This window comes from Methylophaga sp. UBA2513 (assembly GCF_002341285.1).
GTDB lineage: Bacteria > Pseudomonadota > Gammaproteobacteria > Nitrosococcales > Methylophagaceae > Methylophaga > Methylophaga marina.
Genome location: NZ_DDNT01000014.1, coordinates 26,695 through 47,283, shown reverse-complemented (window position 1 = coordinate 47,283; position 20,589 = coordinate 26,695). Strand labels below are relative to the sequence as shown.

Annotated in this window: 18 protein-coding genes; 7 read left to right on the top strand and 11 right to left on the bottom strand. The window is 43.6% G+C overall.

What is annotated here, in order from left to right; genetic code table 11:
• Positions 1-7 precede the first annotated feature (7 nt).
• From gluQRS to B3V56_RS07990, 4 genes are all read right to left on the bottom strand, one after another.
• Positions 8-889 carry a tRNA glutamyl-Q(34) synthetase GluQRS gene (gene gluQRS, locus B3V56_RS08005; protein ID WP_289283423.1) on the bottom strand — a complete coding sequence of 294 codons (882 nt, stop codon included), beginning with the start codon at positions 887-889 and terminating at the stop codon, positions 8-10.
• A 25-nt stretch (positions 890-914) separates the two neighbouring features.
• Positions 915-1,193 (bottom strand): YrhK family protein, encoded by a 279-nt coding sequence (locus B3V56_RS08000; RefSeq protein ID WP_286304101.1) that lies wholly within the window; start codon positions 1,191-1,193, stop codon positions 915-917.
• Positions 1,194-1,301: 108 nt separating this feature from the next.
• Positions 1,302-1,697 carry a YkvA family protein gene (locus B3V56_RS07995; RefSeq protein WP_289283417.1) on the bottom strand — a complete coding sequence of 132 codons (396 nt, stop codon included), beginning with the start codon at positions 1,695-1,697 and terminating at the stop codon, positions 1,302-1,304.
• An 18-nt stretch (positions 1,698-1,715) separates the two neighbouring features.
• Positions 1,716-2,471 (bottom strand): endonuclease/exonuclease/phosphatase family protein, encoded by a 756-nt coding sequence (locus tag B3V56_RS07990; protein WP_289283418.1) that lies wholly within the window; start codon positions 2,469-2,471, stop codon positions 1,716-1,718.
• 188 nt (positions 2,472-2,659) lie between these two features.
• On the opposite strand from B3V56_RS07990, the gene htpG reads away from it, so the two are divergent.
• Both htpG and hslO read left to right on the top strand, forming a co-directional pair.
• The gene (htpG, locus tag B3V56_RS07985) at positions 2,660-4,567 is read left to right on the top strand and encodes a molecular chaperone HtpG (protein ID WP_289283419.1); all 1,908 of its coding nucleotides are present in this window, start codon (positions 2,660-2,662) and stop codon (positions 4,565-4,567) included.
• Positions 4,568-4,709: 142 nt separating this feature from the next.
• A complete protein-coding gene (gene hslO / locus B3V56_RS07980) occupies positions 4,710-5,597 on the top strand; it encodes an Hsp33 family molecular chaperone HslO (protein ID WP_289283420.1) in 888 nt (295 codons plus the stop codon).
• A 60-nt stretch (positions 5,598-5,657) separates the two neighbouring features.
• On the opposite strand, the gene B3V56_RS07975 is transcribed toward hslO, so the two are convergent.
• On the bottom strand, positions 5,658-5,981 hold the full coding sequence (locus tag B3V56_RS07975) for a DUF1294 domain-containing protein (RefSeq protein WP_289284153.1): 324 nt from the start codon (positions 5,979-5,981) through the stop codon (positions 5,658-5,660).
• A 39-nt stretch (positions 5,982-6,020) separates the two neighbouring features.
• Entirely contained in the window at positions 6,021-6,275 is a 255-nt protein-coding gene (locus B3V56_RS07970) for a cold-shock protein (RefSeq protein ID WP_289283422.1), read from the bottom strand.
• A gap of 465 nt (positions 6,276-6,740) precedes the next feature.
• Here B3V56_RS07970 and B3V56_RS07965 point away from each other — a divergent pair, with 465 nt between their 5' ends.
• Positions 6,741-7,223 carry an Hsp20 family protein gene (locus B3V56_RS07965; RefSeq protein ID WP_339608395.1) on the top strand — a complete coding sequence of 161 codons (483 nt, stop codon included), beginning with the start codon at positions 6,741-6,743 and terminating at the stop codon, positions 7,221-7,223.
• A gap of 454 nt (positions 7,224-7,677) precedes the next feature.
• Here the strand turns inward: B3V56_RS07965 and B3V56_RS07960 are convergent, their stop codons facing one another.
• Both B3V56_RS07960 and B3V56_RS07955 read right to left on the bottom strand, forming a co-directional pair.
• Positions 7,678-8,259: a DUF6988 family protein gene (locus tag B3V56_RS07960; RefSeq protein ID WP_289284152.1), complete on the bottom strand. Its 582-nt coding sequence runs from the start codon at positions 8,257-8,259 to the stop codon at positions 7,678-7,680.
• Positions 8,260-8,388: 129 nt separating this feature from the next.
• Positions 8,389-9,564, bottom strand: coding sequence for an AI-2E family transporter (locus B3V56_RS07955; RefSeq protein WP_289283697.1), 1,176 nt, complete (start codon positions 9,562-9,564; stop codon positions 8,389-8,391).
• Between the two features lie 313 nt (positions 9,565-9,877).
• Between B3V56_RS07955 and B3V56_RS07950 the strand changes: the two genes are divergently transcribed.
• On the top strand, positions 9,878-11,965 hold the full coding sequence (locus tag B3V56_RS07950) for a TonB-dependent siderophore receptor (RefSeq protein WP_289284151.1): 2,088 nt from the start codon (positions 9,878-9,880) through the stop codon (positions 11,963-11,965).
• Positions 11,966-12,012: 47 nt separating this feature from the next.
• Here the strand turns inward: B3V56_RS07950 and B3V56_RS07945 are convergent, their stop codons facing one another.
• The gene (locus tag B3V56_RS07945; protein ID WP_289284150.1) at positions 12,013-12,981 is read right to left on the bottom strand and encodes a bifunctional methionine sulfoxide reductase B/A protein; all 969 of its coding nucleotides are present in this window, start codon (positions 12,979-12,981) and stop codon (positions 12,013-12,015) included.
• Between the two features lie 268 nt (positions 12,982-13,249).
• On the opposite strand from B3V56_RS07945, the gene B3V56_RS07940 reads away from it, so the two are divergent.
• From B3V56_RS07940 to B3V56_RS07930, 3 genes are all read left to right on the top strand, one after another.
• Complete coding sequence (locus B3V56_RS07940) at positions 13,250-14,614, top strand: sensor histidine kinase (RefSeq protein WP_289283703.1); 1,365 nt, start codon at positions 13,250-13,252, stop codon at positions 14,612-14,614.
• Positions 14,607-15,299: a response regulator transcription factor gene (locus B3V56_RS07935; protein ID WP_289283704.1), complete on the top strand. Its 693-nt coding sequence runs from the start codon at positions 14,607-14,609 to the stop codon at positions 15,297-15,299. Before B3V56_RS07940 ends, B3V56_RS07935 begins: the two co-directional genes overlap by 8 nt.
• A gap of 149 nt (positions 15,300-15,448) precedes the next feature.
• On the top strand, positions 15,449-17,908 hold the full coding sequence (locus tag B3V56_RS07930; RefSeq protein ID WP_289283705.1) for an autotransporter domain-containing protein: 2,460 nt from the start codon (positions 15,449-15,451) through the stop codon (positions 17,906-17,908).
• An 85-nt stretch (positions 17,909-17,993) separates the two neighbouring features.
• Here B3V56_RS07930 and B3V56_RS07925 read toward each other — a convergent pair whose 3' ends face one another.
• On the bottom strand, positions 17,994-18,812 hold the full coding sequence (locus tag B3V56_RS07925) for an alpha/beta fold hydrolase (protein ID WP_289284149.1): 819 nt from the start codon (positions 18,810-18,812) through the stop codon (positions 17,994-17,996).
• A 174-nt stretch (positions 18,813-18,986) separates the two neighbouring features.
• The gene (locus B3V56_RS07920) at positions 18,987-20,471 is read right to left on the bottom strand and encodes a hypothetical protein (RefSeq protein ID WP_289283706.1); all 1,485 of its coding nucleotides are present in this window, start codon (positions 20,469-20,471) and stop codon (positions 18,987-18,989) included.
• Positions 20,472-20,589 lie beyond the last annotated feature (118 nt).

Genomic DNA, 20,589 nt, shown 5'->3' with positions numbered 1-20,589 from the left:
TGTTTTTTTATATGATTTTTTTCTTAACTTGGCAGAGTTGCCAATTCGTTAAAGCCCAGTGCCAGACATGGGCTATCGGCATAGCTGAAGATAGGGCTGACGCATCCAAGCCAAGGAAAAAAAGAGCATTAATGAGTTGTTCAGAGGCATCATGGATAGCGATAGCCGGCGCAGCAGTTTGCTTACTCAACTTCTCACCTTGCGCATTTGTTACCAGAGGAATATGAGCATAGCTCGGTGATGTCGCCTCTATTTGTTGCTGTAGATAAATCTGACGGCTGGTCGAGTTTAATAAATCGGCACCACGAACGATGTGATTGATTCCTTGCTCTGCATCATCGACAACCACGGCCAGTTGATAAGCAAAAAGACCATCTGCACGTTTTAAAACAAAGTCACCAAAATCGGTTTGTAAATGATGCTGAATATCACCATACACTCGGTCATTAAACATCAGATTGTCGCTATCCACGCGTAGCCGCCAGGCTATCTGTGTGCGGTTTGATGATAGGCCATGTCGGCAAGAGCCAGGGTAAACTGGGCCTTCTATGCCTGCGTGAGCAATATCTGCGACCTCGCGACGACTGCAGTTACAGGGATAGACACATTGTTTATCTTTTAGCTTTTCAAGATAGGATTGATACAGCTCACTGCGTTCACTTTGGTATATGACGTCACCATCCCATTCAAAGCCATAACCGTCGAGCGTGCGTAATATTTCATCTGCTGCGCCTGGCATTTCTCTGGGTTTATCCAGATCTTCCATGCGTAATAACCACTTGCCAGACTGCGTTCTGGCATCAAGATAACTGGCGACAGCCGTTACCAAAGAACCAAAATGTAATGGTCCGGTAGGAGAGGGGGCATAGCGTCCGATGTAGTCAGTCATGATGATCGTGATGGTTGTCGAGCTACTATTTTTGCCACTCAGACTCAGGTATACGTTGCAGGTGAATGTGTGAAGCTAAACGTAAAGTCGGACGTAATAGAAATTGAAAACTCCCAATAATAAACAGCCATATCGCGGTTTTTTCATAGACGGGATACAGAAATAAAATACTGCCAATCAAAAACCAGATAGCAATCAGAAAGTCATTAAGAATACTGAGCACTTCATAGCGTCGACGAATCTGTAATTGTTCGTGACCTATTGTGAATGTTAATGGACTATCGAGTTTTTTTGACTCAGACATGTTCACCTCAGATATAGACGGATTTTTCAGATGACATTACACACGGCCTGTGTAACTCAAAGCAGTACATTAAATGAAAATTACTTTATCTCTGCAAGTCAGCAGAGCTTAGACACTGCCTGTGAAGCTGGGCCAAATAAGATAAACAAACCAAGCCATCAGCACACACCACAACAAGATAATTGCCCACATGACCCAACGGTTTTCTGGAAGCTGGATGGGGTTTTCCTTCGCTTTTAGCTTGCAATCGAACCAGACCTCTTCAGACATAAATTGGATAGCCAGCCAGCAGCCAATGGGTAACAGCAGCAGTTCATCCAACCATCCCAATACAGGAATAAAGTCTGGAATCAGATCGATTGGGCTAACGGCATAAGCAATGACAAGACTGATAATCATTTTACTGATGAGTGGTACATCAGGGCGCTGATAGGCGATATACAGAGCCGATATTTGAGTTTTTAGTGCCTTAGCCCAATCTTTGAGCTGCCCAAAAATGTTCATTCGCAGAGCTATGAGCAGTCAGGGTAGATCAAAAGCAGCAATAAGCGGGGCATGATCTGACAGCTGATTCCATGATGAATGAGGTGGTCTGCCGCACAATGTTGGCTCCATGCCCCGATAATAAATGCGATCCATTTTTAACATAGGCATCCATGAGGGCCAGGTGCGAGCATAACGATTATGCAATGTGCGGTAGGCTTCTTTTAGATGTAAACGCTGTGCCATACGTTTCTCTGCTTGCCCGGTCCAATCATTAAAGTCACCAGCAACAATCAGTGGTGCACTGTCCGGTACGTGTGCCTGAATGCGATCACATAACAAGCTAAATTGTTTGCGTCGCTCAATGCCAGTGAGTCCAAGGTGTATACAAATGATATGCAAAATATCGTCAGACCAGGGCAATTGAACTTCACCATGCAACAGGCTACGGCTGGCCCAGGTGAAAGGAGACACATTGATATTTTCCCAGCTGACAAGTGGGAATTTACTCAGAATGGCATTACCGTGATGACCCACTTCGTAAATCGCATTTTTGCCATAGGCATGATGCGGCCACACATCTTTGGCTAAAAATTCAGAATGCAGACCTTCCGGCCAGGTGTCATGAATCAAACCATGCTTGCTGTGCTCGCCCTGAATTTCCTGCAGTAGCATGATATCGGCATTGGTCTCCACCAAGGCATCTCGAATGGGATGCAGCGTGAACTGGCGGTTGCTGGTGTTAAAGCCTTTATGCAGATTGTAGGTCAGAATGCGGAGCTGGTTTTTCGACATGTATTTAAAATCCAATGTACTTGTGTCAACCGAGCACTATCCGGCTTGAGAAAATGAATCTCTATTATGGTTGGCCCGAAAGAAAAATCCAAGTCACAGTTATTGATGGTTTGCTCTTGATTTTAAAAAGCGCCGACCCCATCTGCTTCCCATGTTCAAATAAATAGCCATACGGAGGCATTTTTTCAATGAGTGTTGATGCACATAAGGAAACGCTAGGTTTTCAAACTGAAGTCAAACAACTATTGAATCTGATGATTCACTCTTTGTACTCCAACAAAGAGATATTTTTACGTGAATTAGTTTCAAACGCAGCGGATGCAGCAGATAAATTGCGTTTTGAAGCGTTATCAGACGATGCACTTTATGAAGATGACGCAGAATTAAAGATTCGTGTTGAGTTTGATAAAGACAAAAATACCGTCACGATCAGTGATAACGGTATTGGTATGACACGTGAAGAAGTAATCGAAAACATCGGTACCATTGCACGCAGTGGTACACGTAAGTTTTTTGACAACTTAACCGGTGACCAAACCAAAGACTCACAATTAATCGGCCAGTTCGGTGTTGGTTTTTACTCTGCCTTTATCGTTGCTGACAAAGTCACCTTGAGAACACGTCGTGCTGGTTTGACGGCTGAGCATGGCGTGCAGTGGGAATCGGCTGGTGAAGGTGAGTTCACTATTGAAACCATCGAAAAGCCTCAGCGTGGCACAGAAATTACGCTACATCTTCGCGAAGGTGAAGAAGAATTCGCAAATGGCTGGCGCTTACGTAACATCATCACCAAATACTCGGATCACATCAATCTACCGATTCTGATGGCAAAAGAGCCATTGCCAAATGAAGACGGCGAAATTGATGAAGCTGATAAAGGTGATGAAACCATCAATAAAGCCACGGCTTTATGGACCTTGTCAAAAAACGACATCACTGAAGATCAGTACAAAGAATTCTATAAACAAATTGCCCACGACTACCAAGATCCCATGCTGTGGAGTCACAACAAAGTCGAAGGCAATATTGAATATACCTCTCTACTGTATATTCCATCTAAAGCGCCGTTTGATATGTGGGACCGTGACCGCATGCACGGTATCAAGCTGTATGTAAAACGTGTCTTTATCATGGAAGACAGCGAACAATTAATGCCACGTTATCTGCGTTTCGTTCGTGGTGTGATTGATACCAACGATTTACCACTGAATGTGTCACGTGAAATTCTGCAAAGCAGCAAAACCATTGACACCATTCGTGCAGCATCAGTGAAAAAAGTGCTGAGTGAAATCAGCAAACTGGCGAAAAATGAGCCTGAGCAATATGCTGAGTTCTGGAAAGAGTTTGGTCAGGTCTTAAAAGAAGGCCCAGGCGAAGACTTTGCTAACAAAGAAACATTAGCGAAACTGTTCCGTTTTGCTACCACAGAATCTGGCTCGTCAGACCAAACCGTGTCTCTGGAAGACTACGTCAGCCGGATGAAAGACAAGCAAGAGAAGATTTACTACATCACCGCAGAAAGCTATGCCGCGGCGAAAAACAGCCCACACCTGGAAGTCTTCCGTAAGAAAGGTATCGAAGTCTTATTGCTGACTGACCGTGTCGATGAATGGCTAGTAAATTCTCTGACTGAGTTTGATGATAAACACCTGCAATCTGTCGCAAAAGGTGACTTAGACTTAGGTGAACTGGAAGACGAAGAAGAGAAAAAAGCGCAGGAAGAAACCGATAAAAACTTCGAAGACTTAGTCGAAAGAGTCAAAAAATCACTGGAAGACAAAGTCAAAGACGTGCGTATCACGCATCGTTTAACAGACTCTCCAGCCTGTTTAGTCGCCGATAACTACGATATGAGTATGAATCTTGAGCGTATGTTAAAAGCGGCCGGCCAGGATGTGGCAGGGACTAAACCGATTATGGAGCTGAACCCTGAGCATCCAATGGTGGTAAAACTGAAAGATGAATCAGATGAAAGTCGCTTTACCGACTGGACATCGATTCTGTTTGACCAGGCACTACTGGCAGAAGGTGGACAACTGGAAGACCCAGCTACCTATGTCAAACGTATCAACGAAATTTTGTTGAAGATTGCTTAGTTAAAACACGCATATGCGATAGAATAGCCGGGCAAGTAGTTGTCCGGCTTTTTTATTGGGTGAAAGAAATGTGGTGATTTCTTATCTCCTGATTTGCTAAAAAACGCTCACTCCCAAACTTAAAGAAATAGGTATCACAGTAGTGAAATCAGATTGTTTACAACGGTTTATTTTTGATAATGCAGCGATTCGTGGTGAATGGGTCAATTTGCAGGAAAGTTGGCAGGAAGTCCTAAAGCGTCGTGACTACCCTCAAGCCTTACGCAATGTCTTAGGTGAAATGATGGGCGCGGCAGCATTGTTAGCCGCCACAGTCAAAATTACTGGCCGACTGGTTTTACAAGTGCGTTCTGAAGGCCCGGTTTCTCTAATGATGGTGGAATGCACCAGCCAAAATACCTTACGTGGTCTGGCTCAGTGGGATGGGGATATCGCCGACGATGCCAGCCTGACTGATATGATGGGCGGCGGTACCTTAGCCATCACCATTGAACAAGAAGGCGCAAAACAACCTTACCAGGGCGTGGTCAGTTTACACGGTGACAATCTGTCAGAAACGCTGGAAAGCTATTTTGAGAACTCAGAACAATTAGCCACCAAAATCTGGTTATCAGCGAATGAACATAATGTGGCTGGCTTATTCTTACAGCAATTACCCAGCGAAGAAAACCAACGAGAGGATGCCCAGGAAGACTGGTTCCGTATCAGCCAACTGGCAAGCACCATTACCGATGAAGAGTTGCTAACCCTGGAATCAGAAACCTTATTACATCGCCTGTTTCATGAAGAACAAGTCAGATTATACGAACCAACTGATCTACGTTTCTCCTGTACTTGCTCACGTCAGCGAGTAGAAGAAACCATCGCCATGTTAGGGCAGGAAGAGGCCGATGACATTATCGCTACCGAAGGTGAAATCGAAGTCGCTTGTGAGTTCTGTAATCAACATTACACCTTCGATAAAGTCGATGTTGCCAAGTTGTTTAATGACACCATCGCTTCTGCGAGTGATCCCAACACCTTGCATTAGTAATAAAAATTAGTAGAAATAAAAGAGGGGGAGTTAGCCGATGCTGACTCCCTTTTTTGTTTACATGCCCAGACTCTGTAAAAAGGCACTTCCTGATGAAGTATGAAGCCAAACTAAACCAGCAATATTTAAGATGATAGTTAACCAAAACACCTGACGGAAAGCTTTCTTTTTGGATTTATGCCGTAATAGCATTTGACCAAGAATAGCTCCGGGCCAGCCACCAACCAAAGCCAATAAATGCAATGTGTTTTCTTGCGTTCGCCAGCGTCCATTTTCAGCCGCTGACTTATCAATAGCATAAGCGATAAAGGTAATGACACTCATCACGAGATAAACAAGTGGAATAGCTAAAGGCAACTTTCCTGTTAAAACTGATATCACGAGTCCAATACTAAAAAGTAGTATTAAAACGCCACCAAATTATCGGTTTTTCTTGCTAGCTTGTGGTTTGTTTTTTTGTCTTGAATCACGAGCAAAACGAATATTTTCAGCTCGATAGCGCTTGTCTTTATCTTGCAATAAATCATAGATGATAACGTCACCATTGATTGGTCGGCGTGTTCTGGGGTTAAAAGCTTTGATATGAACAAAGGCGCGTTCTCCGCCGCCATTGGGTTCAACAAAACCAAAGCCTTTATCATCATTCCAGTTTGAGATTTTGCCTTGAAACTTCATTTTCTTCCTTGAATTCTTGGGTGTCGATACTAAGTTGGGTTGAGTAACGAAACCTAACGGATAGTTTCTTATTTTAAATCACACGCTGCCGCGAGGCGTTCATTTATTTTGCATGCCCAAAATAAACGAACCAAACAAAAGGGCACCCGATATTGCCTTTGATCCAAAAATTAGGTTTGTTTGATGGCGTGGTCGATAACTCCCTTCGGTCAGACACTCGACCACTTAATCCATCAACCAACCCTAAATTTTGGCGGCAATAAACGGGGGGTTAGGAGCTTTTCATATCCCCGTTTGTGCTGATAAGTACATTGCCATTTTCATATTGTCCAGATAAAAAATTTCATAAAACGACTTGAAATCTGCTGAGTCAAACCTTATTAAAAATAACGTGAGAGGCTGCCATGAAGGGGCCCTCACCATTGATTGTTTTTGTTTTATATTGCTTCTAACGGAGGATATACCATGAATGCAATTGACCTAACCCCTCTTTATCGTAGTAGTGTTGGTTTTGATCGTTTGGGATCACTGATTAACCATGCACTTACTGCAGACTCCACTTCCAGTGGATACCCTCCCTACAATATTGAGCTCATCGAGGACAACCGCTATGCCATCACGCTAGCCGTTGCCGGCTTCACCCAAGAGGAGCTTGATATTCAGGTTGAAAATGGTGTGCTGACTGTAAGAGGTGAAAAAGCGGCTAAAGAAGAGCGTAAATACCTCCATCAAGGCATTGCTTATCGTTCATTTGAACGTAAGTTTAACCTTGCTGACTACGTCGAAGTGACTGGCGCCGATCTTTCCAACGGTTTGCTGACTATCAGCCTTGTGAAAGAAATTCCTGAAGCGATGAAGCCTAAATCGATTCCGATTAGTCAAACAGGTAACAAAGCTTTGGAACATGATGTGGAAGATAAAAACGTTGACACTTCTAAAGCAGCCTAACTCATCCGGGGTGCGCGCAAGCGCACCCTTCTTTAAATTATAAGAGAATATTTTAAGTTGTATAACGAATTTATTTTTATAGAAAAAACGATTGGTTATGCAGGTTGGGTAGAGGAACGAAACCCAACGGATAGTCTCTTTTGTTAAACCACACGCTGCCGCGAGGCGTTCATTTATTTTGTATGCCCAAAATAAACGAACCAAACAAAAGGGCACCCGATATTGCCTTTGATCCAAAAATTAACTTTGCTTGATGGCGTGGTCGATAACTCCCTTCGGTCAGACATTCGACCACTCAATCCATCAAACAAACCTAATTTTTGGCGGCAATAGACGGGAGAAGGGAAGCTCTTCAAATCGTCATTTGTGCCGACAAGTTCAAGTTAATTCAGATGGCTTTTTAGTTAGATGTGTTTATTATTCAAAAGTCATAACGCTCTGCCCCCATCGGTTCTTATAAATTCAACTTCGAGAAACCTAGAGTTTCCTGAACTTCTAGCACAGTGTTTTGAGCATTTCTATCATTGCTAATTAATGCTAGCTCGCCAGCAACTAACAAGCCATAGTTATTTGTAAACTTTTTTACATCCTCGATAAAGAGTTCATCAAAATTTGAACCGATTGATTCGTCAGAAATTCTTCGCGAAACTTGCCCTGCACCAGAGTGGGTTAATCCATTTAAAGCTCGCCACAAATTTTTCTTAGCGGTTGATAGCCCCTTACCTTTTTTATCTTCAATTTCACTAACTAACATCGAAAATGGCTTTTCAAACTTATCTTTTCTTAGTCGAACGATGTCTTCCGTATTGGAGCAGTAGTAAAACCATAGGCCTTTAACATAACTTTCAAAAAGGCTTCTTAAAAGTGCACCTGCTGAGCTATAAAGCTGTATTTCGAGTAAAGTTAAAATTGAGCGATAGTGTTCCATAGATATCGAGTAATACGCACTAGCAACCATAACTTTATCGTTACATGGTAATTCAATATCGTGCAGTGCCCGTTCTAGTAGGAGCAAATTCTTCTTTGATTTTTCCATAAGTACACTCAATCAATGAGGTTAAATCAATAGGGGCACGACTCAATATAGTCAGAATGTTTGATTTTGTTTCTTTATTTTCATGCTTCTCTTTTCAGATGCTATCTCTATTTTTCCTCTAGTAACACATCAGGTTTCTGTCTCGGCATTTTCTGGGTGAAAGTTTTCACTACCTCTTGCGGAGAGAAAAGTACCAAATGCCTGCAAGCTGGGGATATGTTCACAAAAGGTACGAACAGCGACCAATAACGGCACTGCGACAAGCATACCCACAATGGACCACAGCCAGGCCCATAATGCGACCGAGAGAAAAATCACGACGGGGTTCATTTCTAAGCGCCGCCCTACGAAATAAGGCGTGGCAAGCTGTCCTTCAATAATCGTTAACGTCAAATAGGCTAAGGCGGGCAGCAGCGCGGTAACGGTATGGTCAAAGGTAAGTAAACCTACGAGGGCCGCGATCACAACGCCGACGATAGCGCCAAGATACGGTACAAAATTAAAGGCGAACGCTAACACACCAAATAGGATGGCATTTGGCATGCCCAGCAGCCACATTGATACGCCAACCGTTATGCCGAGCACAGTATTAATAAGAGTGATAGTGAATAAGTAATTCGACAACTTGCGTTCGATGTCATAGCTAATTCTGACCGCATTACGCTTATCTTTAAACGTCGGCATAATGTGAACTAGCTTTTCGTAAAACATATCACCTGAGGCCAGCAGAAAGAACAGCAACACTAGGGTAAATACCATTTGTGCCAGAATTTCAGGCACCGAAGTAGCGAGTTTGACAAGCACTCCCGGCTCGCGTGGTGAGACCTTCTGCACTTGCTCTGTCTCGTTTTCCAGGGAGGCGATCTGCTCAATCTGTTTGCCAGCATCAATGACCTCTTTCGCTGACTGGTTCGCACCACGCAATTTCTGTTCAATTTTAAAGCCGATGGTGGGGGCTTCTTTAATCCAACTTTGCACGGGATCAGCGAGCGTGCTTAAACCCAAACCTATTAATGTCATCAGTCCACTGACAATAATAAACGCGGAGACAGCTGGTGGTAGTCGTCGGCGCTCAAGGAAACGTCGCACCGGACTAAACACTAGTGCCAATAACACGCCAAGCGCTACCGGCACGAGAAAATCACGAGCGTGAGCAACACTGCCCAGTAATAGCAGTAAAAATATACCGACTATTGCCCAGTGTGAACTTGACTTAAATATGTTGGTGGCAGGCATATTGTTTGACACTAACTCGGGGCTGGCATCTGCTGGCATGGTGTGGTTATTTTGTATATCGTCTGACATCTCAGCCTTGCCTCTAGTCGAAACCAATTGGGTCATTGTGTTTGATATTTTGTCTAGATTTCATATAACTCTTTTCTGTTCAATATTTCTATTTTTAGTTGATACGTAGCATGCCAGATTTTTAAATGTATTTGGAAAAAATAGAATCACTCTTTTCATCTCAGGAAACTCTCAAACTTACTCACTTGATTGAATTAGGAGACTGAATACCAGTGTTTTCATATTAGTTATTAAATAATAATGATTTGTATTTAGATTTTATGATCTGTAAAGTGCTGTCATTTTTTAAATAGCAAATCATGAGATAAGACATATGAAACGGAGCACACGATATGCCATTAGCTTGTCATTGGTCTCGCTGTATAGCGGCTTAGCTAATGCGGAGCCAGTTGAACAAGTATCTGAGTCTAGCGAAGTGATTAGTCTGGATTCATTGCGCATTTATGGCGAACCAGAGGAAACCAAATCAGCAACAAAACTGGATTTAACCATCTTTGAAACGCCTCAGATTGTCTCGGTTATTTCACAAGATCAGATTGAAGATTTTGCCTTAAATGAGGTGAATGACTTACTGAAATATGTGCCGGGTGTGACGGTGGAGCAGGTAGAAACGGGTAGAACGTACTACACCGCACGTGGTTTTGATATCGTTAACTTTCAGTATGACGGCATTGGTGTGCCTTTTTCATATGGTTTGACACAAGGTCACGATGACACCGCGATGTATGAAAAAGTGGAGGTCATTAAAGGGGCGAGTGGTCTGATTACTGGTTTAGCTAATCCTTCGGCCACCATCAATTTTGTGCGTAAACGCCCCACTGATGAATTTCAGGCATCAGCTAAAGCCTCTTATGGTTCATGGAATACTCGTCGTGTTGATGCCGATATTTCCGGGCCTATTAATGATCGCGTTCGTGGTCGCTTAGTCGTTGCCAAAGAAAAAGGAGATTCATACCTTGATCGCTACTCCACAGACCGTGATGTCTTTTACGGCATTGTTTCAGCAGATCTGACGGACAGCACTGAGCTAACTTTTTCTCACAGTGTGAACGACCATCATAGTGATGGTAACTCATCAGGAGCATTACCACTTTTCTATAGTGATGGCACATTGACCGATTACGATGAGTCAACCAATACGGCGCCTAGCTGGGCTCAGCAAGATGTGAAACAAACTCGAAGTTTCATCGAGTTGGAACAAAGAATAGGTGATGATTTGGCAATCAAAGCCATGTACACCCAAAACAAACAAGAAAAGCAATGGAACTCACTGTATTTAGCCGGCAATCCTGATCCAATTACAGAGTCAGGTTTGACTGCTCAGGCCAGTGATTACAAAGCGCAGGACAAAGAAAAAATATTTGATTTATATGTGAGCGGTAAGTTTGAGTTAGCTGGCAGAGAGCAAGAAGTGGTTGCAGGGATTAATGTCGCAGATATCCAGCTGACTGGACGTTCAGTTTATTCAAGTACATGGAATTATGATCCCATTGGTGGCAACTGGTCAGCTGGGTTGACACCAAAACCAGTATTTGATGTTTATGATGCCTCCCAACAATCTACCGATATCGATCAAGAACAAGATTCCGCTTACTTTTCAACTCGCCTGCGACCAACTGACAGACTGTCTGTATTGCTAGGAGCACGCACCGTGAAGATTGAGCAGGATGGGGTGAGTTATGGTGCACCTCAAAAAGTGTCCGATACTGAAACCGTGCCTTATGCGGGTTTAACGTATGAAGTGATTGATGGCACGATGCTTTATGGTAGCTACAGTGAAGTATTTAAAGCACAAACTTGGGTTGATGCCAGTCTGGCACCCTTGGGCCCGGTAAAAGGAGAAAGCCGCGAGTTTGGTATCAAGCAGGAGTTTAATGACGGCAATGCCGTATTGACCCTTGCACGCTTTGAATCCGAGCAAGAAAACTTTGGTGAATATGTGACACGTAATGATGCAACAGGACTCAATATTTACCGTGGTATAGAGTTACAGAGCAAAGGTTATGAGATCGAGTTATCTGGTGAGGTTATCGAGCGACTGAATATGAGTGCAGGTTATACCTATCTCAATATGGAAGATGAAAACGGTGATGACACGCGTGTGTTTATTCCAACCAAACAATTCAAGTTAGCAGCCAGCTATCAAGTGCCTCATGTTAACGGATTAAACATAGGCGGTGGTGTTCGTTGGCAGAATGAAATTTACTATGGTGATACCGAAGTGCAGGGAAGTTATGCTTTAGTCGACTTATTTGCTCAATATCAACTAAATAAAAATGTCTCTTTAGCCCTGAACTTATACAACGTCGGTGATGAAAAGTACCTGGAAAGTCCTCAATGGGGACAAGCGAATTACGGGGCACCGAGAAGTGCCATCGGTTCAGTCACCTGGACGTATTAATCTTTAAAAACAGGGCATCATTTGATGCCCTGTTTGATTGAGGTGGTTTACTTTTTCAACTTCCAGTCTTTTCGAATCCAATGACAGGTATAGCCATTGGGGTAATGCTGTAAATAGTCCTGATGTTCGGGTTCGGCTTCGTAAAATGGGCCGGCTTTAGTGACTTCGGTGGTGATAGGGTCGGGGAGAATCCCGCTGGCATCGAGTTCTCTTATTAACTCATCAGCGACTTTGGCTTGTTCACTATTTTCCACAAAAATAGCTGAGCGATAACTGTCACCGATATCATTTCCCTGACGGTTTTTAGTGGTGGAGTCATGCACCATAAAGAAAAACTCCAGGATGTCACGGTAGCTGGTTTGTGAAGAATCAAACATCACTTCAATCGCCTCAGCATGACCAGTATCACCTTGTTTTACATCTTTATAAGTGACATCAGGTACATGGCCACCAGTGTAGCCTACACGGGTATTAATCACGCCGGGTTGATGACGGAATAATTCTTCCATTCCCCAGAAGCAGCCACCAGCTAAGATCGCGGTTTCAATAGTGTCGGTATCCGTTGACTCGTCATTATCAAACAAGGGCAGGTAGTCAGCGTAACCTTCAGCGGCTAACTGGTCTTTTGGAATAAAGCGTAAGCTGGCCGAGTTAATACAGTAACGCAAGCCACCATGTTCTTCTGGCCCATCAGGGAAGACATGACCCAGGTGCGAGTCACCATATTTTGAACGCACTTCGGTTCTGACCATGCCTAGCGTGTCATCACTATGCTCAGTGATATTGTTGGCATCGAGTGGGCGGGTAAAACTAGGCCAGCCAGACATCGAGTCGTATTTATCTAACGAGGTAAATAAAGGCTCGCCAGACACTACATCTACATATAAACCCGGTTCTTTGTTATCCCAGTAGGCATTGTTAAAAGGGGGCTCGGTACCACATTGCTGAGTGACGTGATATTGCAGTTCATCAAGCTCAGAAATGGCCGCGTCGTTTTTATGGTATATCTTCGTCATATTCGTCCTTTGATTATTTTGCTGTAAGTGTATTGACACATAATCGTTGTGAAAGTGGCATAAATCTTTAGAACAGACGCTTAAATTCTCTCACTAAATCTGTTTGGCGAAACAAGTTTATGAGCAATGAGAGTGCCCTTGATCAGAACGTTTTTCACTTTACGGTGATGGTTTGTCATAATCTGTGGTGATTTTCTGCTTGCAGCAGCTCTGTTGCTGCAATTAGCAGACATATACCATTTAGTACCTTTGTAAAAGTGAGTTACTTTTGTTACCCGATTTACGCACCATCGTTCTTGTTTTAGTCATCACTACTTCTATTTCAGCTATCGCTTTATTTTTATTTTATCGTCTGTTGAAAGACGTGGAAGGCTTGAAATACGCGGCTATCGGCGCAGGTTTTCAGGCTATAGCCTCCTATTTTTTACTGCTTCGAGATAGTATGGATGTCACTTTATCGATCATGGTGACGAATGTCAGTTATTTCCTCGCCTTACTCTTTTATTATCAAGCCTCAAGACAATTAACCGGGTTAAAGCCTGCCTGGCTTTTTCCTGTCTCGTTGATTATATGTTTATCGCCACTTTTTTGGTGGTATCAAAGCAGCCATTATCTAGCAGAACGTATCATTATTTCAGCAACCGGTGTCGCTATTCTTACACTGATGACAAGCTATGTTTTATGGAAAAATGCTAGAAACCTGCCTGGACGATTAGGTATGTCTCTCACTTTTTTGGTGCTGGGAATGATCAGTCTCTGGCGAATAGCCAATATGCTCTACGCACCTGTAAAAGACATCTCGTTTTTGGATTTCAATGCCGCCTATGTGATTTTCTTGATGGCTATTGTCAGCAGCTTTGTCATCACGGTGGGCTTTATTGTCTTGACCTCAGAAAAATTACACAACCAATTGCGGAATGAGGTGAATAAAGTCACTCAGGCACGTGATATTGCTCATCAATCATTGAAAGAACAACAACATTTTCTTTCCATGTTATCTCATGAATTTAAAGCACCCATCGGTGCGATTAAAGCAAATGCTGATGCCGCTCTTATGTTGCAGCAAGTGAAAACGCCTATCGTCGATGAGAGTTTGCATCGGATAAAGCATGTTTCTGAGAGACTGAATGCCTTGGTCGAGCGTTGTTTAAATGATGAATGGATGGCTCACTCGATTGAGCAGGAGGAGAAGGCTCTATACGATACTTCGCTAATTCTTGTTCTGGAGAATATAGCCACGGAATATGACATTCCTCTTATTCATTCATTACCTTCAGGGGCTAATGTGCTCGGCGATGAGATGTTCCTCAGCGTGTTATTTTCTAATTTGGTCTCAAATGCACTTAAAAATGCTCGACACAGATCGTCCGTGTATATGGAACTGATAGAAAGTAACGGTGACTACATTATTCAGGTTGTGGATGATGGCTCCGGTATTTCTGCAGAGCATCGCCCCTATATATTTGATAAATATTTTCGAGTCGAATCCTCTGACTCGGCGGGCGGTTCAGGTCTGGGATTATATTTTGCCAAGCGTATATGCGATATGCATCAGGCTGTTATCTCACTCAGTTGTGAACAACACACTGTCTTCAGTGTGCGAATAGCAAAACATGAGGTGTCTCATGACTAAGCCGAAGATTTTGATTGTTGATGATGATGCTGATTTTCGTGCACCAATTAAAGCGATTTTGACTAGCGAAGGTCTGCTAGTCAATGAAGCTGCTTCAGCACAAGAAATGGATGCCATTCTGAATGATTTTGATGCCGATATGGTGCTGCTTGATGTGAATCTGCCGGATGACAGTGGCCTCAATATTGTTAGTCGTCTAAAGCAAAACCAGCGTATTGATGTGGTGATGCTTTCTGCATTAGGGGAGGTTGAGCATCGCGTCAATGGTCTTACTTCTGGTGCCGATTATTATTTGGCAAAACCGGTTGATATTCGTGAACTTCTGGCCGTTATCAATAATCGCTTTCAAGCATTAACAACACATCAGCCTAAGCAAACACATTCCTGGCAACTGGATACGGTGAATTGGTTATTGATAACACCTGATGGTGAACCTCACCCACTCAATAATAGTGAACTGACCATACTTTCACTATTAGCTAAACAGTCTATGCAGAATCAGGCGACCTCACGTGAGGCGCTTTATAGTGCACTGGGTAATCCTAACTATTCACCTGAGAGTCGAAGCCTGGATTTACATATCTCACGGATGCGCCAACGCTTCAGTTCGGATGACTTTCAATTTCCCATCAAAACCATACGTAACGTTGGTTATCAGCTGACCAAACCGATCGCGATTGTCTGATACAAATTGATACAAAAATAAGCTTAAAAAAACCATTTCTATTGATTAGTGTTTATTCGTTTTTAACGTTTTTTTACAAACCACAAAATTCGTTTTAGTAAGAAACGTTTTCGGTAGACCCTTAATTAAAACAGGAATGGAAAAGTAGTATGAACCTCGCATATCGCATCGTTTGGAATGTCAGTAGGCAAGCATGGATGGTAGCCTCTGAGTTCACATCAGCTAAAGGTAAAACAAAAACACAAACGACCAACGTTCAGACCAAAACGGTCGGTCATGCCGTTGTGTTATCAGCAGCCCTGTTTGCTGCATCACCAATGACTGTGCTGGCGACAGATTGGGATAATGAGGCTGGTGATGGTGAATGGTCAACTACGACGAACTGGGTTGGTGACTCTTTACCCACTTCTGAAGCCAATGTGTCTGATGGTAGTACCGTTTTGATTAGCGATGGTTCAAATCAAAACGTGACTAATTTAAGACTCGGGGGAACTGCGAGTGGAACCGGTAACCTCACGATATCGAATGGTTCTCTCACAACGAACTGGACTACCGTTGCTGATAAAGCAGACACAAAGAATACATTACAGATCGATTCAGCCAATGCTGTGCTTAATTCTAATATGTTCACAGTTGGCGGCACAGGTGATGGTGAGTTAATCATAAAAAATGGTGGTGCTTTAGACACAACATCGATTGATATCGCATACGCAAATGGTTCTACAGGAAAAATTCTGATAACTGGCACCGGATCTAGCTTTACAGTGGATCAGGATGTGAAACTCGGTGTTTCAGGGGCAGGGACTTTAAGTCTGGTTATTGGTGGTAGCTTCAATATACACAACGGCACTGGCACACTCATTTTAGGTGATCAGGCGACTGGAACCGGCAAACTAAATATTGGTGCCGATCAGAGTGATTCAATTATTGTTGCTGCCGGTACTTTGGATGCAGCCACTGTTGAATTTGGTGCTGGCAGTGGCAGCATTAACTTTAATCACTCTAATACTGACTATGTGTTTTCTCAGGATGTGGTAGACGTCAACGGTAATGGCGAAATTAATTTTCTGTCAGGTACTACACGTTTAACTGGTGACTTAGAAGGTTTTTCAGGTACGGCTAAGGTGAATGGCGGTACTCTATCGATCGCTGCGGGTGACACCTTAACTTTGGGGCAGGCTGGAGCAACGGCGGACTATACTCAAACGTTGAATGGCCTTCTCAGGCTGGGACTTATCGATGCAAGTCAATACGGTAAGTTAAATGTGACGGGCACTGCTACTTTTGCTGATGGTTCGAAGCTTGATGTAGATGTTAAAGGTGCACCATCGCTCGCTAATGGGAGCCTTCTCAGCAAGGTGATTAGCGCAGGCACTTTGGATGCAGGCAGCTTTGAAGTGACGGATAATTCATTACTCTATTCATTCGCTGCAGAAAAAGAAGGGAATACTGTCGGCTTACGTGTAACAAGAGATGGTAATACCAGTGTACTTCAAAGCGTCAACAGTGAAGGCTTTAAATCCGGTCGTGGTGCAGCACGTGTATTAGACGGTTTTGTGAACGGCGGCTCTACAAATACAGATATTGCAAACGTGTCAACAGCATTCGGGCGTCTTTCCAATGACCAGAAAATCACAGAAGCGGTGGCCGAAACACTGCCTTTACTGGTGGGTGGCACCACAAAACTCGCTGCCAATACTTTGCACAGTACTAACCGTGTGATTCAAAGTCGTCAGGCCAATACCCGTGGTTTATCATCGGGTGATGCCTTCCTGACCGATAAAAATATGTGGTTAAAACCGGTGGGTAGTTGGACCCGTCAACAAGAACGTAATGGCGTCAGTGGTTATGATGCCGACTCTTACGGTTTTGTGGTAGGTATGGACGGTGATGTTACCGAATCAAGCAGACTAGGTCTGGCTTTATCGTATATGAACACCCGCGTTGATGGTAATGGTATGTCATCCGGTAACAAAGCCGATATTGATGCCTATCAGTTGATTGCCTACGGTAGCCATGACTTAGCCCAGTTTGAAAATGTGGAACTGAACTGGCAAGCCGATGTAGGTATGAATAAAAATGATAGCAAACGCCAAATCAGTTTTATTGGCCGTACCGCTGAAGCAGATTACGATAGCTACACTGCCCATGTGGGTGTGGGTATTGGCAAACGTTTTGAGCTGAATGACAGCAGCACAGTAATGCCAAGCCTTCGTGCCGATTATGCGTATATTCGTGATGAAAGTTACACAGAAAAAGGCGCAGGGGCGATTAACCTTGATGTGGACAGCGTTCATTCCGATGAATTTATCTTAATGGTACAAACCGATATCGACCATCAGTTAAATGATAAGACGACTTTACTGGCTAATATCGGCGTGGGCTATGACGTCATCAATGACGATACTAGTCTGACAGCATCTTATACTGGTGGTGGTACTGCCTTTACTACGGATGGGATTGATCCTTCACCATGGTTAGCTAGAGCTGGTGTCGGTGCCACCGTTAATTTAAACGATTACACTGATATCACCGCTCAATACGATGTAGAAGGTCGTGAAGACTTTTTAAACCAAACGGCTTCTGTGAACTTACGTATGTCGTTCTAAGCTAAACTTGACTGTTCAAGCTAAAAAGCCTCAGCAGATATTGCTGGGGCTTTTTTGTATTTGCTTATTCAATTTGATGCTGATGCTATTGAACTTCTTGTCGTAATTCTGACCAATGCTCTACCCAGCAGCAATGATGGCTCATGCCGGTAATCACTCTGACTTCGGGTTGTTTCGCGTCAGGAAAATGTTGTTGATACGATCTGGCAACGGCCTCAGGCATGATCTTGTCTTCACTGCCGACAAAGTGAATTTGTGGCACATCGGTGAGTTTTTGCCAGGCATCTGCCGGGTTAAGTGAATCTGTTAACGCTGAAATATGCTGCATCTCTGTCCAGGCTGTTGTATCAAGATTACCTGTCACGGTGACCAGTTGGTCGACATCATTTCGTTCAGCTGCCAAGAGAGTAGCGATAGCACCACCACCTGAGTAACCAATTAGGCGTAGCGATGAAGCCTGAAACTGATTTTTGAGTTCAGTCACAGCTTGATTCATGGATTCTACAACCTCGGTTGAAAATCGGGCTGAGGTCCATAGCTTTTTGTCACAACGGTCTGACTTCACATACTGACAAGGGCGAGCCAGATAGACTGCTTGTTTATCATGCACTGCAAGTTTGAGTACCAGCGGATCGACCGGAGTGGGATCAGAAGATATTTTTCGACGATTTAACCAGGCTAAACCATCACCTTCGATATAAATTGTTAAACGTTTTGATGGTTTGCTGTTTTTAGGAACAAAGCTTTGCAACTGAAATGAAGACGTGGTGAGGATCTGTGATTGCCAGCCCTGGCTGTTAGCCAAGTGTAATGCGGTATCCAAGCGGTTTTGTGTCGTCGGTATCGAGGAACATGCCTGAAGCAGCAATAAAAAAGTGAACCAAATAATATGTCGAGAATTCAAAACTGGCCTCTTTCTGACACTGAAATAGTGAGTGAGACACTAACATACCTAATTAAAATGGTGGTTGCTTTAACAAGCGTTTTTTCGGCTTAAAAATAATTTAGGGCCAGTGCAAACACGCCATATTAAGTGTTTACACTGACCCTAAACTCAGGTCTTTAAATGACAACCAAATTAGGCTGCTTTAGCCCCTCTCAGACGTGAACGGCCAGCCCACATACCTACTAAACCAAAAGCAAACAGAGGCAGTGCTGCTGGTAATGGTACGGCGCTTGGGTTAGAGAATTGGCTAGCAAGATACTCAGTAGAGAACATGCCATCACCACCGAAGCCCCATGATGAGAAGTTTTTGAACTTGCCTGATAACAGTTCGCCACTATCCACACCTAATGATAAGTAGACGAGGGCATCAGAAATCTCAAATGACAAAATATCTGACAGCTCGAAATCATTGAAGAAAATGCTGTTGATACCTTCACCACCGTCAAAAATGCCTGTGCTTAATAAGCCTGATGTGGAAGTCAGTCCATCAACAACGACTTTATCGTCACCACCACCAAATATCACATCGCCCGCAATTTCACTGTTGCCAGTCAGTGTCAGGCTGCTGTTGCCTTGGTTAGGCGCAAATTGAATAGCGGTGCCTGAGCGGCCGACTAAAGTGCCACTGTTCGTTACCGTCACTTCAGATGTAGCGGCTTCGTCTGCACCAATGGCATGGACACCCTCGATGTAACCTTCATTAACAATAGTCAGGGGACCTGCGACACGGTCATCACCTTTGGTCGGTTCGAATAAAGGATCGATGTCGATACCATTACCACCATTGAGTGAGTCACTGGCTGTGCCGGTAGAAACGATGACGCCTGTAGCATGGTTATGTACTTTACCTTCGTCAATATCAATACCGTCGTCCGTGCCTAGAATGACACCGTAGTTATCTGCTGTACCACCGGCAAATTGCACACCGTCTTCATCATCCGTCGCGCCAGCATTTGTCCATGTTTGAGTGCCTGCATCCCATGACAAACCATTCAGAGCGATAGTGCCGTGATTTTCAAGTGTGAAGTCTTCACGTGCTTCGATGACTTCTTCATCACCACGTAAAGTGCCGTAGTTCACGACTGTTGTGCCTGGGCCGCGACTTTGAATAGCACGTCCTTTTTCACTTTCAATAAGGCCGTAATTGGTGATGCTGGCATTTTCCAGTTCGGCATCGTTATCTAATCTGACGGCCTGATTTTCAGCTGAAATAATGCCTGTTTCACGGTTAATTAAAGTGAAGTTGTCAGCATCGTCTTGTAGACGAATGCCACGGTCACCACCAATAATAGTGCCTGAGTTATCAACGGTCAGATTGGCGCCTTTACCACGAATCGCATCATCATCGCCGCTTTCGATAAGGCCATAATTGACGATAGATTGGTTTGCACCTTCCAGTTGCACTGGACGATCATTGGCATCAACCAGCTCTACACCGTTTTCAACGGTCACAGATAAATTGTCGCGGTCGTCATCAATATTATTGCTGTCTGTCGCAGTACATAGCAGAGTGGGTGAGCCGCTTGTGCCACCTTCAACACAATCCGCCGCCATAGCCGGTGCGTTGTAGAGTGCTGCTAGCATCGAAACAAAAAGTAGTTTATGTGTATTTTTCACGTTACCTCCAGGTCAGATAATGGATATCGATGGCTAGAGTAGTGATGCTTTATGACAATGTTATGAATTTTGGAATTAATGTGAGTTATGACACAAATGAGAAAAATAAAATATGCTA

Bases quoted from the DNA above. Each gene is read 5' to 3' on its own strand.
- B3V56_RS07995 (WP_289283417.1), bottom strand. From the start codon at position 1,697: ATGAACATTTTTGGGCAGCTCAAAGATTGGGCTAAGGCACTAAAAACT.
- gluQRS (WP_289283423.1), bottom strand. From the start codon at position 889: ATGACTGACTACATCGGACGCTATGCCCCCTCTCCTACCGGACCATTA.
- B3V56_RS07930 (WP_289283705.1), top strand. From the start codon at position 15,449: ATGAACCTCGCATATCGCATCGTTTGGAATGTCAGTAGGCAAGCATGG.
- B3V56_RS07945 (WP_289284150.1), bottom strand. From the start codon at position 12,981: ATGACGAAGATATACCATAAAAACGACGCGGCCATTTCTGAGCTTGAT.
- B3V56_RS07960 (WP_289284152.1), bottom strand. From the start codon at position 8,259: ATGGAAAAATCAAAGAAGAATTTGCTCCTACTAGAACGGGCACTGCAC.
- B3V56_RS07990 (WP_289283418.1), bottom strand. From the start codon at position 2,471: ATGTCGAAAAACCAGCTCCGCATTCTGACCTACAATCTGCATAAAGGC.
- B3V56_RS08000 (WP_286304101.1), bottom strand. From the start codon at position 1,193: ATGTCTGAGTCAAAAAAACTCGATAGTCCATTAACATTCACAATAGGT.
- B3V56_RS07950 (WP_289284151.1), top strand. From the start codon at position 9,878: ATGAAACGGAGCACACGATATGCCATTAGCTTGTCATTGGTCTCGCTG.
- B3V56_RS07965 (WP_339608395.1), top strand. From the start codon at position 6,741: ATGAATGCAATTGACCTAACCCCTCTTTATCGTAGTAGTGTTGGTTTT.
- htpG (WP_289283419.1), top strand. From the start codon at position 2,660: ATGAGTGTTGATGCACATAAGGAAACGCTAGGTTTTCAAACTGAAGTC.
- B3V56_RS07935 (WP_289283704.1), top strand. From the start codon at position 14,607: ATGACTAAGCCGAAGATTTTGATTGTTGATGATGATGCTGATTTTCGT.
- B3V56_RS07955 (WP_289283697.1), bottom strand. From the start codon at position 9,564: ATGTCAGACGATATACAAAATAACCACACCATGCCAGCAGATGCCAGC.
- B3V56_RS07970 (WP_289283422.1), bottom strand. From the start codon at position 6,275: ATGAAGTTTCAAGGCAAAATCTCAAACTGGAATGATGATAAAGGCTTT.